Source organism: Acinetobacter sp. CIP 101934, assembly GCF_000369585.1.
Taxonomy (GTDB): domain Bacteria; phylum Pseudomonadota; class Gammaproteobacteria; order Pseudomonadales; family Moraxellaceae; genus Acinetobacter; species Acinetobacter schindleri.
Genome location: NZ_KB850094.1, coordinates 508,166 through 522,814 on the forward strand (window position 1 = coordinate 508,166; position 14,649 = coordinate 522,814).

A 14,649-nucleotide genomic window follows, 5' to 3' on the forward strand; every position below is an offset into this window, starting at 1 on the left:
AATCTAAAAATATTTAGGTATTTAAAAGTATCCTATAAAAATAAACCCGCTTTTGAGCGGGTTTATTTTAATTCATATCAAATTACATATTTGGATATGAGAAGCACTGCTTCGCAAGAATTACCCTAACCTAACATTACATGTTAGGGTAATTAGGACCACCAGCACCTTCCGGTGTTACCCAGGTGATGTTCTGAGAAGGATCTTTGATGTCACAGGTCTTACAATGCACACAGTTGGCTGCATTAATCTGGAAACGCTTCGAACCGTCATCATTTTCCATGATTTCGTATACACCTGCCGGGCAGTAGCGCTGAGCTGGCTCATCCCATTTTGGCAGGTTCACGTTCACTGGAATTGAAGCATCGGTCAGTTTCAGATGAGCAGGCTGATTTTCTTCATGTACCGTGTTCGATACAAACACTGAAGACAGGCGGTCAAAGGTCAGCTTGCCATCCGGTTTAGGATAGTTCGGCTTGAAGTTCACCGCATCAACAGTTTTCAATGTCTTAAAGTCTGGCACCAGGTCATGTAGTGTGAACGGTACTTTAAACACGTTCTGGTCGATAAAGTTGAATGCACCACCCATCCATTGACCGAACTTATGCATTGCAGGGCCAAAGTTACGCGCGCTATACAGCTCTTCTTTCAACCAGCTGTTGTTGAACTTGTCTGTATACGCAGTCAATTCTTTCACGAAGAAATCTTCGCCTTCAGTTACACGTGCAACTGCCAGGTCACCGCCTTTCTCTACACCGGCCTTGATTGCTTCAAATACCGCTTCACCGCAGAGCATGCCTGACTTCATCGCAGTATGTGAGCCTTTGATCTTGGCAAAGTTCAGGAAGCCGGCATCATCACCGATTAAAGAACCACCTGGGAAAGTGAATTTCGGCAGAGAGTTAAAACCGCCTTTGGTTACGGCACGCGCACCATAAGAAATACGTTTGCCACCTTCCAGATACTGCTTGATCAGTGGATGGGTTTTCCAGCGCTGCATTTCCATAAATGGATACATGTGTGGGTTTTCATAAGAAAGGTCCACGATCATGCCCAGAGTCACCTGGTTATTTTCAGCATGGTATAACCACCAGCCACCTGAAGAACCGGTTTCATTGAGTGGCCAGCCAGCACCATGCATGACCAGACCCGGTTTGTGCTTGGCAGGATCAATTTCCCATAGTTCTTTAATGCCGATACCGTAATGCTGTGGATCTGCATCTTTATCTAGGTTGAATTTCTGGATCAGGCGTTTACCTAAGTGGCCACGGCAGCCTTCAGCAAAAATCGTGTATTTCGCGTGCAGCTCGTAACCTGGAGTGAAGTTATGCGTTGGTTCGCCATCTTTACCAATGCCCATGTCACCCGTCTGGATACCTTTGACTGAACCATCTTCATGGTAAAGGATTTCAGAGGCAGCAAAGCCCGGGAAGATCGACACTTCAAGTTCTTCGGCTTTTTGACCTAACCAGCGCACCACATTGCCCAGTGAGATGACATAGTTGCCATCGTTATGCATGGTTTTAGGCACCATCCAGTGCGGAGCTTCTTGTGATTTTTCATCAGAGAGCAGGAAGAAGGTTTTGTCTTCAGTCACTGGGACGTTTAAAGGTGCGCCTTCTTCTTTCCAGTTCGGGAACAGCTCGTTCATGGCACGCGGTTCAAGTACAGCACCAGAAAGAATATGAGCACCGACTTCGGAGCCTTTTTCCACGACACAAACGGACAGATCATTCAGGTTGTTTTCAATTGCAAGCTGACGGATTTTGATCGCAGCAGAAAGACCCGCAGGGCCTGCGCCTACGATGACTACGTCAAACTCCATCGATTCACGTTCGATGTGCTCCATGTGGGACTCCTCATATTACATTCGGTGGCAACCATAATCGGATGATCGGGTGCTGCCATGAGTATTTATAATTCCTGGACACAAAAAGATTAGTGTCTTTCATCTTGTGGGCTAGTATAGTTTTAAACCCAGTTTAAGCCAATTGGCTGAAACATATTATTTTTCCGTCATTAAGGTCTTCTACTATGGATAAGTCAGCAGAAATGAATCATCCGACGAAAAAAACAGCCATGAGTGATGATAAAAATTTAACAAATATTGCACAATACATAAAAGATGCACAGGGCAGTCACAAAAGGTCAATACCCCCTTTAGATCAGTGGCAGCCAAAGCATTGTGGCACAATGGATTTGAAGGTTTTAGCCAATGGAGAATGGTGGCACGAAGGTCAATTGATTAAACGCCAAGCCATGATTGACCTGTTCTCAACAGTGCTCTGGAAGGAAGATGGCAAATTCTATCTCAAAACCCCAGTTGAGCAGATCGAAATTGAAGTCGAAGATGAGCCCTTATTTGTAGGGCAGGCTGATCAGGTAGAAATTGATGGAAAAAGCTATATTCAGCTGACGACAACGACGCAGGATGTAATCATCGTAGATAAAGAACATCCAATTTTCATGCGTACTTTTGGTGATGAACAGCGCCCTTATGTGCATGTGCGTTTTGGCATTAATGCATTGATTCAGCGAGCTGCCTTTTTACATCTGGTAGAAATGGGTGAGCTCGTCGAAAATTCTGAAGGTGACACGGTATTAAGCTTGAAAAGTGGTGATTTAGACTTGCATTTAGGCACCTGAGCTTTAAGCTTTGTGCCATGTCTGTCCATTTGAGCAAACAGCCCCTGTATGAGCGCCATTTATCCGATTCCGTCTACACTCGATCCCATTATTGATGTTACTGCAGATGCACCCATTGGGATTTTTGATTCAGGAATCGGAGGCCTCTCTGTTGCACTGGAAATTGCGCGCCATTTACCGAATGAACGTTTCGTTTATTATGCCGATACTGCCAATGTGCCTTATGGTCCGCGTGAGGATCAGGACATTCGTGAACTCACTGCGCAGGCAATTGAATGGTTATATCGCAAGGGCTGCAAGGCTGCTGTCGTGGCATGTAATACTGCTTCAGCTTTTAGTCTGGATTATTTGCGTACGCATTATGGCGAGCGTTTTCCAATTATCGGTTTGGTTCCGGCTCTGAAGCCGGCAGTTTTGGCGACCCAATCCAAAACTGTGGCAGTGCTTGCGACACCAGCAACCTTCCGCGGTCAGCTGATCAAAGATGTCATGACCCGTTTTGCCGAGCCAGCTGGGGTAAACGTGATCCCAGTCACCAGTCTGGATTTGGTGCCTTTTGTCGAGGCTGGCGAGCAGATGAGTCCCGCGTGTCTAGCGACATTAACCAAGATTTTACAACCAGTTGTAGATCAGGGTGCAGACTATTTAGTACTTGGATGTACACATTACCCCTTCCTAAAATCGTCAATTCAGTATATTTTTGGTCATAAAATGACATTGATTGACTCTGGATTGGCAGTTGCAAGACAAACCGCCCGTATTTTGATCAAAAATGAGTTATTATTTGAAGGCGAGCGTAAAGAAAGTGTAACAATCGAAATTTTTGTCAGTGGTCAAAATGCTGAGCAAGTTCAACCGGTTATACAGCACCTGATTCCGGATGATATTCAATGGTCTGTAAGTAATATATAAGCTGAGTTTTAAGTCAGTGAATTACATTATTTTAAAATTTGATATTTTTAAGTGGGGCACGCATATGCAACAGCTCATGGAAATCGAGGTGAACTGTGCATATTCGCGGTAGTTGGAGAGGGTTTGGAATGCTGGATAAACGTTATCAGGTTTTTATATCCACATCTGGTTCGGAAATGCAGCCAGAGCGTATCATCTTGTCGCAGACGCTGGTGGGTATGGGCTTCTTCTCTTGGGGGCTGGAACAGCGTAATCCACTCAGTACTGCCTTTGCTCGCCGTCAAATTGATGACTGTGATTATGTGGTAATCCTGCTGGGAAGCCAGTACGGTGAACAGTCCGTTTCTGGCGTTGGCTATATGCACCTTGAATATATCTATGCAGTAACTAAGCAGAAACCGATTATTGTATTTATGCATGATGACCCTGCCTCTCGTGAGCCGTCCCTGCATGATGCCAAAGCGGAATTGCGTGAAAAATTCAATGAATTCCGAAAACTGCTACAAAATGAAGTCGATCAGGTCTTTACCTATCGTAGCCTGCGTGATCTGGAAATGGCAGTTCGCCTGAACATGCCCCAGATGCTAGAACGCTATCCGGTGACTGGCTGGGTACGTCCCCAAAATGCCCAAGCCCTGCATGATGAAATTGACCAGCTCAAGGCACGTATTGCCCAAATGGAAGCAGAAGCAGGCAAGCGTGAGCCTGATCCTTTCTTAAGCTTGCCTAAAGTGTCCATGCATGAAATTTTTTCTTTTGAGTACCGCATGCATGCTTATCAGGATGGTAACTTTAAAGAACTCAAAGTTCAGAAAAAATTGACCTGGGCTGAACTTTTGGCAATTCTTGGATCTACCTTTGTCAATCCAACGCCAGAAGAATTCTTCTCTAAGCGCCTGAATGAATATTTAAATGAAACCGGTCTGGAAGATGCACGTATAGAAATGCCACGTGCTCATGCCGTGGCACGTGCACAGATGAACATTCGTGCCTTGCATAGCCTGAAAATGCAGATGCGACAAAATGACTGGATTGTACCGACTGGCCGTGATGACCGTCAGCGTTTACTATGGCAGATCACGGCTAAAGCCCAGAAACTGATAGAAAGTAATTTACTGGATAAAGATCGGGTTTTTCAATATAAGTCAGTATATTAATCCATATTATAAATTTATTGAAAACTGTTAAAGTATAGGGGTTGACCCCTTAAGACGGATGATCTGAATGTTTGCTAAACCGAAAGTCACCATTATCCTGGCAAATCTCGGTACCCCTGATGCTCCTACCGTTCCCGCAGTACGAACTTTTCTGCAGCAGTTCCTGTCCGATCAGCGTGTCATTGAAATCCCCAAACCGCTCTGGCAGATCATTTTGCGCCTGTTTATTTTACCTTTCCGTCCTAAACGGGTTGCGCAGGCTTATGCACAAGTATGGGCTAAAGATTCACCCATGCGTGAAATCCTGCTGCAACAGGTTGAAGCAGTCAAAGTAGAACTGACTCAGCGTTATCCGCAATTCGAGCTGAATGTGGTGCCCGCCATGACCTATGGCAATCCGAACATTCAGACTGTTCTTAGCCAGATCAGCGCACAACCTCAGGATCACGTGATCCTGTTGCCCTTATTCCCGCAGTATTCAGCCACTTCCACTGCGCCGCTGTACGATGCGGTCGCGAGATGGATACTGACTCAGCGTAATCTTCCGGGTTTATCACTGATTCGTGATTATTATCAGCATCCACTGTTTATTCAGGCATTGGCACAGAGTGTGCGTGACTATCAGGCGATTCATGGCAAGCCAGAAAAGCTGTTAATGTCGTTTCATGGTATTCCACAGCCTTATGCCGATAAAGGCGATCCCTATGCTGACCGTTGCCGTATCACCGGGAAACTGGTGGCTAAAGCTTTAGGGTTATCTGAAGATCAGTATGCGATTAGCTTCCAGTCACGTTTTGGCAAGCAGGAATGGGTTAAGCCTTATACCGATGCCTTGATTGAAGAGTGGGGCAAGCAGGGTGTGAAATCGATTCAGGTCATGAGTCCGGCTTTCTCGGCAGATTGCCTGGAAACCCTAGAAGAACTGGCAATGGAAAATGCGGATACCTTCAAGGCGAATGGTGGTGAACGCTATAGCTACATTCCGGCATTGAATAGCCGCGAAGATCATTTGCAATTGCTCAATTCATTGCTACAGGCTAATCTTGATGCATTGACTCATACTCTCGCTCACTAATTTTTTGAGGTTTTAAAGCCTATGCTCCAAGTCAAAATTGTTCCTGTAACTGCCTTTCAGCAAAACTGTTCCATTTTATGGGATACAGACAGCAAAGAAGCAGTTTTAATTGATGCCGGAGGTGAGCCAGAAAAACTGAGAGCAGAAGTCGAAGCGCTTGGTCTGACGGTCAAAGCATTATGGCTGACCCATGGTCATTTAGACCATGCTGGAGCGGTGGGTGCTTTGAAAAAAGCCTGGAATGTGCCGGTGATTGGTCCACATAAGGATGATGCGTTCTGGCTGGAGATGATTCAGGAAGTATCTGCTCGTTATGGCTTCCCGATTCCGGAAAAGGTAGAAGTGACTGAATGGCTGAAAGGCGGTGAAGTACTGAAACTGGGGAACGAAGAATTCGAAGTCCGCTTTGCACCCGGTCATACTCCAGGTCATGTCATGTTTTATAACCGCAATCATGGTTTGCTGTGGACGGGGGATGTGCTGTTTAAGGGTTCGATTGGTCGTACTGACTTCCCACGTGGCAATCATCAGCAATTACTTGATTCAATTCAACGTGAATGCTTTAGCCTGCCTGAGGAAACCCAGTTTATCTCAGGGCATGGTCCAATGAGCACGATTGGTTTTGAAAAGCAGCATAATCCTTTTGTCGCAGGTAAAGCAGGTTAAGCGCTTAATGTACACGTAGTAGTTATCTAAAAAATGAAAAAGGAATCGATTCTAGATTCCTTTTTTATTTGAGTGGGTTAATGGGTTATACAGATTACATATTAAGCGAAAGGGTCATTTTGTAGTTTATGTACCTGAAGTTTAATAATCCAAAAAGCCAGTGCAATGAGTATACCAATGCTAATAAAAAAATAATCATGGCGCATGATACCCGTGCCAATACTGAGACAGCATAGTAGAACAAACAAGAACATGACAGTCTTGAGTATAATTACTAACATTTATAAATCCCCAAAAAGATAAGTCATTGATATTCTTTTTAAATTTTTATGTTTTCCTACTTGTTTAAAGTGAAAATTATTTTATTATCAACTATATAGAATGTTTTCGCAGTTTAACATTTGACCGAAAATAAATTCAAGATAAATACTGACCTTAGTTTAATAAAACTTATAAGTAATTCTTCTTTGAGCTAGAATTTTTAACAGACTGTGCAAATATTTTGGGTTTTACTTCAAGCGAAAGGATCATGTTGCAGTTGCCGGATTTGCAGTCTTAATATCACGATGGCCAGAACCAGCAGGATACCAATCAAGATAAAGATATAGTCCTGTTTCCAGAGCCCAAGGCCAATACTGGTGCAGCATAGCAGGATCAAAAACAGCATAAAAATTTTAAGCAGGAGGATAAACATCGGCATGTCCTCTTTTTTTGTTATTTTATTGGAATAGTTATTTAAATTTTATTTTATTAATCAATAATATAGTGTTTTTAGGCTAGTCTAGCACCAAATGAAAAAGGAATTCAATCCGAATTCCTTTCCTCTGGTCAGTCTCATTTAAAACTGGTCTTCTTCACGGCCTCCATCAGCTTGCGGAGCATCTTGAGTCGGCAGCTTATAGTCTTCATTGGCCCAGGCACCCAAATCAATCATCTTGCAGCGTTCGGAACAAAAGGGACGAAACGCATTGTCTTCCCACGTAGTCAGTGCACCACAACGTGGGCATTTCAAGGTCGTTGGCATGGACAATACTCCACAAAAAATTGGATTCAATTAGGCAAACATAGCCGCACTTGTTAGACTTATGCGGTTTTCATTAGTTTGATCTGATTATGCCAATTCGTCAATTTCAAGCGCAGCGTATGCATGCCCCTCGTGATTTTCAAAGCATCAGCCCTGAACCGATTTGTGTCGAAATTGGTGCAGGCAAGGGCAAGCATGCCTTGTTATTTACCCGGACACATCCAGAGCACAAACTGATTGCAATTGAACGGACCCGTGAAAAATTTCTGGCCATGCAAAAGCAGCATGAATTGGAAGGCCAGCCAAATTTAAAAACCGTACATGCTGATGCTCTGCCATGGGTGGTACATGCACTGTATCCTGGCCAGGTAGAGCAGTTCTTTGTCCTGTATCCAAACCCGGAGCCACATAACCCGGCACAGCGTTGGGCCAATATGCCGTTCTTTGAATTTTTGATATCACGGCTGAAAACAGGTGGTTCGATTACGTTGGCAAGTAATATTCCGGAATATATCGATGAAGCTGAACAGCAGATGAAAGAGCTATGGAACCTGCCCTATGACAAGCAGATCATTGCATCCGATTCGGCCCGTACCCATTTTGAGATCAAGTATCTGGAACGTGGTGAATTGTGTCAGCAGCTCATTATTACGAAACCTGAGGGTTATACCACCCGCTTTGATGATTTCCAGCCTCTGCAGGGGCAAAATGTTGCGCCTGTGGAATAAGCCATGAGCAAACGCATTGCGATTGTTGGTGCCGGCCCGGCAGGGCTGATGGCAGCAGAGGTGCTGAGCCAGCAGCATTATGACGTACATGTCTATGAGCAGAAGCCTTCAGCTGCGCGCAAATTTCTGATGGCAGGCAAGACCGGCTTGAATATCTCGCATGCTGAACCGGTGGAACAGTTTATCCAGCGTTATGATCAGGCTGAATGGCTAGCGCCGTGGGTAAAACGCTGGGATGCTGCCTGGATCCAAGAGTGGATGCAAGGTTTGGGCATTGAACCCTATATTGGTTCTTCTGGACGGGTGTTTCCAACCGAAATGAAGGCCGCTCCGCTGTTACGTGCCTGGTTAAAACGTCTGGCCGAGCAGGGGGTACAGTTTCATTACCGCCATCAGGTGACCCAGTTAAAACAGAATCAATTGGAACTATTGGATCTGAAAACTGATGAGCTACGAACAGAACTCTTTGATGCGATTATCCTCGCCTGTGGCGCGGTATCCTGGTCAAAGCTTGGCAGTGATGGTCAATGGCAAGCATGGCTAAAGACAGAAGAAATTGAGCCTTTTCAGGCCAGTAATGTCGGAGTGGAGTATCCATGGTCTAGGTTTATACAGCCCATCTTTGGTCAGCCACTGAAACGGGTTGCAGCTTGGGTGGAAGGCAGTGACAAGACTATGGGTGATATCGTCATCAGTCATTATGGTCTTGAAAGTGGCTTGATCTATAAACAGGGACGTGGTTTGCGTGAACAGGTCAAACGTGGGCAGCCCATGCAACTGTATCTGGACCTGTTTCCCGATCAAAACGCAGCACAACTGGCGCATAAACTGCAATCCAGCAAGAAGCAGTCTTTAAGCAATGTCTGGCGCAAGGCAGGACTGGAAGGCGCTAAAGCTGCACTGGTGCGAGAGCTGGTGCCTAAAAATATCTGGCAGGATGCTGAACATCTGGCACAGCAAATTAAACAGTTGATGGTTTCTCTTCAGGGATTCCGTCCAATTGAAGAGGCGATTAGCTGCGCAGGTGGTGTAAAACGTGATGTGCTGACGGAACATTTGCAACTTAAATCCAATCCTTATGTATTCCTATGTGGAGAAATGCTGGACTGGGATGCGCCCACCGGTGGTTATCTGTTGACTGCCTGTATGGCAACCGGTCGTGCAGCGGGTGAAGGTGTCGCGGCTTATCTGTCTGATTCTGCTTGAAGCGAAGATATTTTAGACATTCACAGTCAGTAATTTTTTAGGCTATATTGGGCGAAAATTATTCACAAGGAGGTTTGCTGATATGTCGACTCAAGATCATTATGCCGGTAGCTGTCTCTGCGGTGGAATCCAGTATGAAGTTCGTGGATCGCTGGGTGATATTATTCAATGTCACTGCCGCCGTTGCCGTAAAGCTACCGGTACTGCCTTTGCTACCAATAGTCCGATTGCTAAAGCAGATTTTCATCTGCTGCAAGGACAGAAATTACTCAAGTCATTCACTACCACGACTGGCGTGAGCCGAAATTTCTGTAGCGAATGTGGTTCTCCGATTTATAGCGTGAAAGCAGATCTGCCGGATGTTTATCGTCTGCGTATTGGCAGTCTGGATACACCGATTGAGCAGAAACCGACTTGCCATTTCTATGTCGGTTCTAAAGCTGAGTGGGAGGACATTCACGATACCTTAGCGCAATATCATGAACGTCCTTAACAGAAAGCAGATCAGTCTTATTGGACTTTAGCCTGAGTTTTTGCATACTGGTTACGCCAGTGTTCCAGCTGTTCCTGAGCATGCAGATACTGTCCCAAACCTTTTACACTTTCCTTGGCATCATGCTGGATCGCTTTATCTGAAGAGGTTGTGCCCAGCAGTTTTTGCTGTTGTTCCCAGTATTGATAAATCAGTCCCTGAATATAACGACCCTGTTCAGTTTTCAGTTCCAGACTTTTTAATAAAGTCAGTGCAGACTGGATATGGTCACGCTGACGTTGCTGCATAAATTCTTCAGTCAGATTGCCTTCTTTACGCATGCGTTCAGTTTCAGCTTCGATATCCTCATTTAAGGATTGCAGGCGCTGCTCAAAGTCATCCAGTACGGCAATATCATGTTGATCATCCGCTGTTTGCGGAAAATCTTTCACCGGTTGTGTTTTCAGTTCCTTCATCACTTCTTCAGCTGCTTCATTTTGCTGAGCCGCTTCCTGTTTCGGCGCATCTTTCTGATTACACGCCACCAGCAACAGGGTGGATGTAAGCAAGGTGATTCGGCTGAGATTCTGAATATTTGGCATTATTTTGTCCTGTTAAAGTTTTATCAAGGCGTTAGAATTTTTTGAAAGATATAGACATGGGTAATATAGGGGAAGTCAATCTGTTCATCAGGCTGCTTGCCAGTATGTTCTCGTAGGATTTGTTCAAACTGAGATTTGAGTTGCTGCTGTGCATCATCAGACTGAGCGGCGATAAAGCTGGTCGAGAGCAGACGTTTGGACACCACCTGTTCGACGGTTCCAGAATGGAACTGCTGCAAAGTCGTTTCTGCTACCGGTCGAAACAGCTGCTGATCTTGGAACACATTGCGCCATTGACCACTATGGTAGCGTGGCGTATCGCCTTCCATGGGGAGAATAAATTCTGCCAGAGCTTTGACCCAGTCGACATTAATATCACGCTGGTTCCAGATCAGGACCAGATAGCCCTGATCTTTCAGAGTCCGATGAATTTCCTTAAGGCTGTCGAAATTGGCGAACCAGTGAAAAGACTGTGCGCAAAATACAGCATCCATCGAGGCATTTTCTAGCGGCAGGGCGTCACTCATCGCCTGCAAGGTCGGAATATCTGGATGAACCTGCTTGAGTTGCGTTAACATCTCTGCGACAGGATCAACCGCCAGAATATGCGAACTGAGTAATTTCAGCTGGGGCAGGAATTTACCGGTACCGCTACCCAAATCAAGTAATTGGGCATGATGGGGTAAGCCAAGCTGCTGTTGCAACCAGGGTACTAATGCTTCAGGATAACTTGGGCGCACCTGCTGATAGCGCTCAGCAGCGCTACTAAAACCTTGTTGTGCAGCAGGATGTAATGATTGTGTCATATTTTGCGCTTTTTAATCTTGGTCTTCGCTATAAAATAGCATATTCATTTTTGCATCGTTTTGCGCCATTGAATTTGTAATGGAAGCGTTCGTTTTATAGGCATGGGAAAGTTATGGAAAAACAAATCGTCTTTGAAGATGAGCACATTCGCGCAATCTTTATGCCGGGTTCATCTTCAGAACTGATCTTCTCCTTTGGGGATCTGATTACCCGTGCCAAGGGAACCACCATCAATGCAGAGAAGTCGCTGCAAAAGTTTGAATTCAATGTGCTCGGGATTATGCCCAAGGATAAATCCTGGTTTCCACAAGCGTCTATGCAAGCCATGCTGGACGCAATTGCTGAACTGATTGCACCATTTGAGCAGCGTATTGCCTATGGCGGTTCAATGGGCGGCTATGCGGCAATTAAATATTCCAATGCTCTGGATGTACAGCGCGCCGTAGCCATGGTGCCGCAATACTCGATTGATCCGGAAGATGTGAAAGACGCCCGTTATAACATGTTCTATCAGCCGGAACTGAATGGCGAGATGCGCATTACGAAGGCAGATGTCAGTGAGGATCGTGAATACATTATTATTTATGATCCGCACTATGCACAGGATCGTGCGCATTATCATAAACTCAGAGAAGTCCTGCCGCCACATCACGTATTGCATCTGGCTTTTACCAATCACGATGCCATTGCCGTGTTGGCAAGCTCCGAACTGGTGAATGATTTCCTGCTGCATGAATTTGATGCCAGCTATTTTTATCAGAAGATGCGCCGGGTCAAAAAGAACAGCAAGTTTTATTACCGTAAGGTGATCGAAAACCTGTTGCCACGGCATCGGATGGCCTTGGGCCGTATCCTGAAAAATAATGACCTGCAACTCGATTCACAGTTTTTTGATGCTAATCAGAAGCAGACCATTTTGCGTGAGTTACTCAGCAATAAACAGGTGGATCAGCATGATCTGATGAAACTCGGCATTCAGGTCAACCTGCCGCAGGAAAACCGTCAGATCCTGCTGGATATCTATGGGCATGGTCTGGTGTTCAATGTCATCAGTAACAAGATTGAAAGCTATGCCGATCAGGCGATTGCGCTGAACCATAAATTCCTGATTCCAATTTATGCGCGCGGCAACAGCTTGTTGACCATCAGCTTGAATGACGAACGTTATCTCGTCGTCATGAATGACCGTCATATGATGAAGCTGGTCAAGGAACAGGAACCGCTTTCGGTCGGAATGCACCCAATTTTGATGAAACGTTATACAGATTTCTATATGTTCAGTTATAAGGAATTAAGTCTCAAAACTGATGAATACGGTGCAGCGGCATTTGTTGATGACAGTGACAAAAATACGCACTTTGTGACACGCAGTGAAGCAAATTAACTTGAAATATCACTTAAAAACAATGGCTTGACTTATTGTTTTGCTGGCATAAGATGTAGTTATGCGGTATGGATTTTTCATTACCGCACGCGATCGTTTTCGTGAGAAGGGGGGACATCTTATGCAATCTACACAGTTCGCCACCATATTTTTAATGCTAACTTTGGGCCTGCCCAATCTGGCATTCGCCAAAGACAGCGTACACCCGACCATTATTTTCCTGAGTGCAACTATCGTATTTTTGATGATTCTGACCGTTTATATTGTTTATAAAATTCGTCATTCTGTGCGTAACCATCTGGATAAACCACTCGATTAAACAAGGCAGGATAAAGTCTAAAAAACGGTTGAAAACCCTGAATGACTTGTTTTAAATGGCAGGATAAATTGTCTAACAGGATTGAGGGTCAGGCCGTGAAAGCCGTATATTTGGATTATGCTTCTCTGGATCAACAGGATCTCGACTTTCAGGCGCTGCATGGCGTATTTGACGAGTTAACCTTATATCCTGCTACTTCTGTGGCTGAACTTTTGCCACGCGTGCAAGATGTCGATGTCATCATCACCAATAAAGTCATGGTAAATGCCGAAACCATTCAGCAATGCCCTCAACTGAAACTGATTTTAATCTCTGCGACTGGTACCAATAATGTTGACTTGGCCGCAGCCAAAGCACGCAATATTGTCGTGTGTAACTGCCAAGCCTATGGCACTTCCGCTGTCGCCCAACATACTCTCATGTTAATGCTGAATCTGGCGACGTCTTTCCTGCCTTATCAGCAAAAATTACAACAAGGCGAATGGCAAAAGGCGACGCAATTCTGTTTGCTGGATGCACCGATTGTAGAACTGTCTGGTAAGACTCTCGGCATTGTGGGTTATGGCGAACTGGGTAAAGCTGTCGCCAAATTGGCAGAAGCGTTTGGTATGAATGTGATGATCGGATCATTACCCAACCGTCCGGGGGATGCCTCACGTGTACCATTCGCGGAGTTATTGCCACAGGTTGATTTCCTGAGTTTGCATTGCCCACTGACTGAAGATACCCGTAACCTGATCAGCCATGCCGAGCTGGAAGCCATGAAATCCAGTGCCTTCCTGATTAACTGTGCGCGTGGCGGTATTGTTGATGAAGCGGCTCTGGCACAGGCATTACGTGCAGGCAAAATCGCAGGTGCTGCCACCGATGTACTGACGATAGAGCCGCCGAAAGAAGGCAATATTCTGCTCGATCCAGGCATTTCGAATTTGATCGTTACACCGCACAATGCTTGGGGCAGTGTCGATGCTCGCCAGCGCATCGTGGATCAGATGGTAGAAAATGTTAAAGCCTTTCAGGCGGGCCAGCCGATTCGACAGGTGAACTGATCTGATTTAGTTAATCCAGATATTATTCTCTTCAGATTAAAAAAGCCCTTAACGGGCTTTTTTAAATATTCTATTTTTTAGAGATCATCCACTGCATAACTGGTTGCACCACCTGAACTGGATGGTGACTGCGGTGTGACACTTTGCGTTGCTGTTGAAGATTGGCTTAAAGGCTGCTGCTCAATCGGGACTTGCTGTTGCGGATTACCGCGCCAGACATCTTTAGTCTGCTGGATTTTCTGACCGGTTTGCTGAGCCACTTGTGTTGCGCCTTGGTCTACTTTTTCAATGGTGGTTGCTGCGGTGGATTTGGTATTGTCCCAGGCACGATCCACACCCGGCTTGATTTTGGCAATGCCTTTTTCAGTGACTTCACCTACTTTTTCAGCGGTATTGATAACACCTTCCTGTGCTTTATAGGCAAACACATGCAGCAGGTTCGGATTCTCACCATAAGGCGCAATCGGTTTAGTGGTCTGAGTGGTTTCGGTCTGTGCAAATACAGGTGCGCAGAACATTAAAGCTGTCGTTAAAATAATTGGGGTTTTGATATTCATTATGGATCGACCTCGAATTCGTCAAAGAGCGGTCTGAGTTTGGTT

At 45.2% G+C, this 14,649-nt stretch carries 17 protein-coding genes; 11 read left to right on the plus strand and 6 right to left on the minus strand.

Features of this window, described 5'->3' with window-relative positions:
* Positions 1-136: 136 nt before the first annotated feature.
* Positions 137-1,849 carry an electron transfer flavoprotein-ubiquinone oxidoreductase gene (locus F899_RS02870; protein ID WP_004890452.1) on the minus strand — a complete coding sequence of 571 codons (1,713 nt, stop codon included), beginning with the start codon at positions 1,847-1,849 and terminating at the stop codon, positions 137-139.
* 185 nt (positions 1,850-2,034) lie between these two features.
* Here F899_RS02870 and F899_RS02875 point away from each other — a divergent pair, with 185 nt between their 5' ends.
* The 5 genes from F899_RS02875 (at position 2,035) to F899_RS02895 (ending at position 6,456) form a co-directional block, all read left to right on the plus strand.
* Entirely contained in the window at positions 2,035-2,646 is a 612-nt protein-coding gene (locus F899_RS02875) for a DUF1285 domain-containing protein (RefSeq protein ID WP_005220773.1), read from the plus strand.
* 48 nt (positions 2,647-2,694) lie between these two features.
* On the plus strand, positions 2,695-3,558 hold the full coding sequence (murI, locus tag F899_RS02880) for a glutamate racemase (RefSeq protein WP_005220774.1): 864 nt from the start codon (positions 2,695-2,697) through the stop codon (positions 3,556-3,558).
* Between the two features lie 128 nt (positions 3,559-3,686).
* Complete coding sequence (locus F899_RS02885; protein WP_005220776.1) at positions 3,687-4,715, plus strand: DUF4062 domain-containing protein; 1,029 nt, start codon at positions 3,687-3,689, stop codon at positions 4,713-4,715.
* A 67-nt stretch (positions 4,716-4,782) separates the two neighbouring features.
* Complete coding sequence (hemH, locus tag F899_RS02890; RefSeq protein ID WP_005220778.1) at positions 4,783-5,790, plus strand: ferrochelatase; 1,008 nt, start codon at positions 4,783-4,785, stop codon at positions 5,788-5,790.
* A gap of 21 nt (positions 5,791-5,811) precedes the next feature.
* Positions 5,812-6,456 carry an MBL fold metallo-hydrolase gene (locus F899_RS02895; RefSeq protein ID WP_005220779.1) on the plus strand — a complete coding sequence of 215 codons (645 nt, stop codon included), beginning with the start codon at positions 5,812-5,814 and terminating at the stop codon, positions 6,454-6,456.
* A gap of 514 nt (positions 6,457-6,970) precedes the next feature.
* Here the strand turns inward: F899_RS02895 and F899_RS02905 are convergent.
* Together F899_RS02905 and F899_RS02910 are read right to left on the minus strand one after the other, a co-directional pair.
* Positions 6,971-7,150, minus strand: coding sequence for a hypothetical protein (locus F899_RS02905; protein WP_005220781.1), 180 nt, complete (start codon positions 7,148-7,150; stop codon positions 6,971-6,973).
* A 144-nt stretch (positions 7,151-7,294) separates the two neighbouring features.
* Entirely contained in the window at positions 7,295-7,480 is a 186-nt protein-coding gene (locus tag F899_RS02910; RefSeq protein WP_004813427.1) for a DNA gyrase inhibitor YacG, read from the minus strand.
* 83 nt (positions 7,481-7,563) lie between these two features.
* Here F899_RS02910 and F899_RS02915 point away from each other — a divergent pair, with 83 nt between their 5' ends.
* From F899_RS02915 to F899_RS02925, 3 genes are all read left to right on the plus strand, one after another.
* Positions 7,564-8,208 carry a class I SAM-dependent methyltransferase gene (locus F899_RS02915; protein WP_171063870.1) on the plus strand — a complete coding sequence of 215 codons (645 nt, stop codon included), beginning with the start codon at positions 7,564-7,566 and terminating at the stop codon, positions 8,206-8,208.
* Between the two features lie 3 nt (positions 8,209-8,211).
* Positions 8,212-9,414 carry a TIGR03862 family flavoprotein gene (locus F899_RS02920; RefSeq protein WP_005220785.1) on the plus strand — a complete coding sequence of 401 codons (1,203 nt, stop codon included), beginning with the start codon at positions 8,212-8,214 and terminating at the stop codon, positions 9,412-9,414.
* An 82-nt stretch (positions 9,415-9,496) separates the two neighbouring features.
* Positions 9,497-9,907 carry a GFA family protein gene (locus F899_RS02925; protein WP_004890423.1) on the plus strand — a complete coding sequence of 137 codons (411 nt, stop codon included), beginning with the start codon at positions 9,497-9,499 and terminating at the stop codon, positions 9,905-9,907.
* Between the two features lie 17 nt (positions 9,908-9,924).
* Here F899_RS02925 and F899_RS02930 read toward each other — a convergent pair whose 3' ends face one another.
* Together F899_RS02930 and F899_RS02935 are read right to left on the minus strand one after the other, a co-directional pair.
* Positions 9,925-10,488 carry a hypothetical protein gene (locus F899_RS02930; RefSeq protein WP_005220787.1) on the minus strand — a complete coding sequence of 188 codons (564 nt, stop codon included), beginning with the start codon at positions 10,486-10,488 and terminating at the stop codon, positions 9,925-9,927.
* Between the two features lie 23 nt (positions 10,489-10,511).
* Complete coding sequence (locus tag F899_RS02935; protein ID WP_005220789.1) at positions 10,512-11,294, minus strand: class I SAM-dependent methyltransferase; 783 nt, start codon at positions 11,292-11,294, stop codon at positions 10,512-10,514.
* Positions 11,295-11,407: 113 nt separating this feature from the next.
* Here F899_RS02935 and F899_RS02940 point away from each other — a divergent pair, with 113 nt between their 5' ends.
* From F899_RS02940 to F899_RS02950, 3 genes are all read left to right on the plus strand, one after another.
* Complete coding sequence (locus F899_RS02940) at positions 11,408-12,679, plus strand: hypothetical protein (protein ID WP_005220791.1); 1,272 nt, start codon at positions 11,408-11,410, stop codon at positions 12,677-12,679.
* A 121-nt stretch (positions 12,680-12,800) separates the two neighbouring features.
* Complete coding sequence (locus tag F899_RS02945; protein WP_004813413.1) at positions 12,801-12,998, plus strand: hypothetical protein; 198 nt, start codon at positions 12,801-12,803, stop codon at positions 12,996-12,998.
* A 95-nt stretch (positions 12,999-13,093) separates the two neighbouring features.
* Positions 13,094-14,047 carry a 2-hydroxyacid dehydrogenase gene (locus F899_RS02950; protein WP_005220793.1) on the plus strand — a complete coding sequence of 318 codons (954 nt, stop codon included), beginning with the start codon at positions 13,094-13,096 and terminating at the stop codon, positions 14,045-14,047.
* Between the two features lie 77 nt (positions 14,048-14,124).
* On the opposite strand, the gene F899_RS02955 is transcribed toward F899_RS02950, so the two are convergent.
* On the minus strand, positions 14,125-14,604 hold the full coding sequence (locus F899_RS02955) for a hypothetical protein (RefSeq protein WP_005220795.1): 480 nt from the start codon (positions 14,602-14,604) through the stop codon (positions 14,125-14,127).
* Positions 14,605-14,649: the final 45 nt, after the last annotated feature.

What these genes read in the sequence shown, in the direction of transcription:
- F899_RS02930 (WP_005220787.1), bottom strand. Translation starts at nt 10,488, where the DNA reads ATGCCAAATATTCAGAATCTCAGCCGAATCACCTTGCTTACATCCACC.
- F899_RS02875 (WP_005220773.1), top strand. Translation starts at nt 2,035, where the DNA reads ATGGATAAGTCAGCAGAAATGAATCATCCGACGAAAAAAACAGCCATG.
- F899_RS02910 (WP_004813427.1), bottom strand. Translation starts at nt 7,480, where the DNA reads ATGCCAACGACCTTGAAATGCCCACGTTGTGGTGCACTGACTACGTGG.
- murI (WP_005220774.1), top strand. Translation starts at nt 2,695, where the DNA reads ATGAGCGCCATTTATCCGATTCCGTCTACACTCGATCCCATTATTGAT.
- F899_RS02955 (WP_005220795.1), bottom strand. Translation starts at nt 14,604, where the DNA reads ATGAATATCAAAACCCCAATTATTTTAACGACAGCTTTAATGTTCTGC.
- F899_RS02905 (WP_005220781.1), bottom strand. Translation starts at nt 7,150, where the DNA reads ATGTTTATCCTCCTGCTTAAAATTTTTATGCTGTTTTTGATCCTGCTA.
- F899_RS02920 (WP_005220785.1), top strand. Translation starts at nt 8,212, where the DNA reads ATGAGCAAACGCATTGCGATTGTTGGTGCCGGCCCGGCAGGGCTGATG.
- F899_RS02935 (WP_005220789.1), bottom strand. Translation starts at nt 11,294, where the DNA reads ATGACACAATCATTACATCCTGCTGCACAACAAGGTTTTAGTAGCGCT.
- F899_RS02885 (WP_005220776.1), top strand. Translation starts at nt 3,687, where the DNA reads ATGCTGGATAAACGTTATCAGGTTTTTATATCCACATCTGGTTCGGAA.
- F899_RS02945 (WP_004813413.1), top strand. Translation starts at nt 12,801, where the DNA reads ATGCAATCTACACAGTTCGCCACCATATTTTTAATGCTAACTTTGGGC.
- F899_RS02940 (WP_005220791.1), top strand. Translation starts at nt 11,408, where the DNA reads ATGGAAAAACAAATCGTCTTTGAAGATGAGCACATTCGCGCAATCTTT.
- hemH (WP_005220778.1), top strand. Translation starts at nt 4,783, where the DNA reads ATGTTTGCTAAACCGAAAGTCACCATTATCCTGGCAAATCTCGGTACC.
- F899_RS02925 (WP_004890423.1), top strand. Translation starts at nt 9,497, where the DNA reads ATGTCGACTCAAGATCATTATGCCGGTAGCTGTCTCTGCGGTGGAATC.
- F899_RS02895 (WP_005220779.1), top strand. Translation starts at nt 5,812, where the DNA reads ATGCTCCAAGTCAAAATTGTTCCTGTAACTGCCTTTCAGCAAAACTGT.
- F899_RS02870 (WP_004890452.1), bottom strand. Translation starts at nt 1,849, where the DNA reads ATGGAGCACATCGAACGTGAATCGATGGAGTTTGACGTAGTCATCGTA.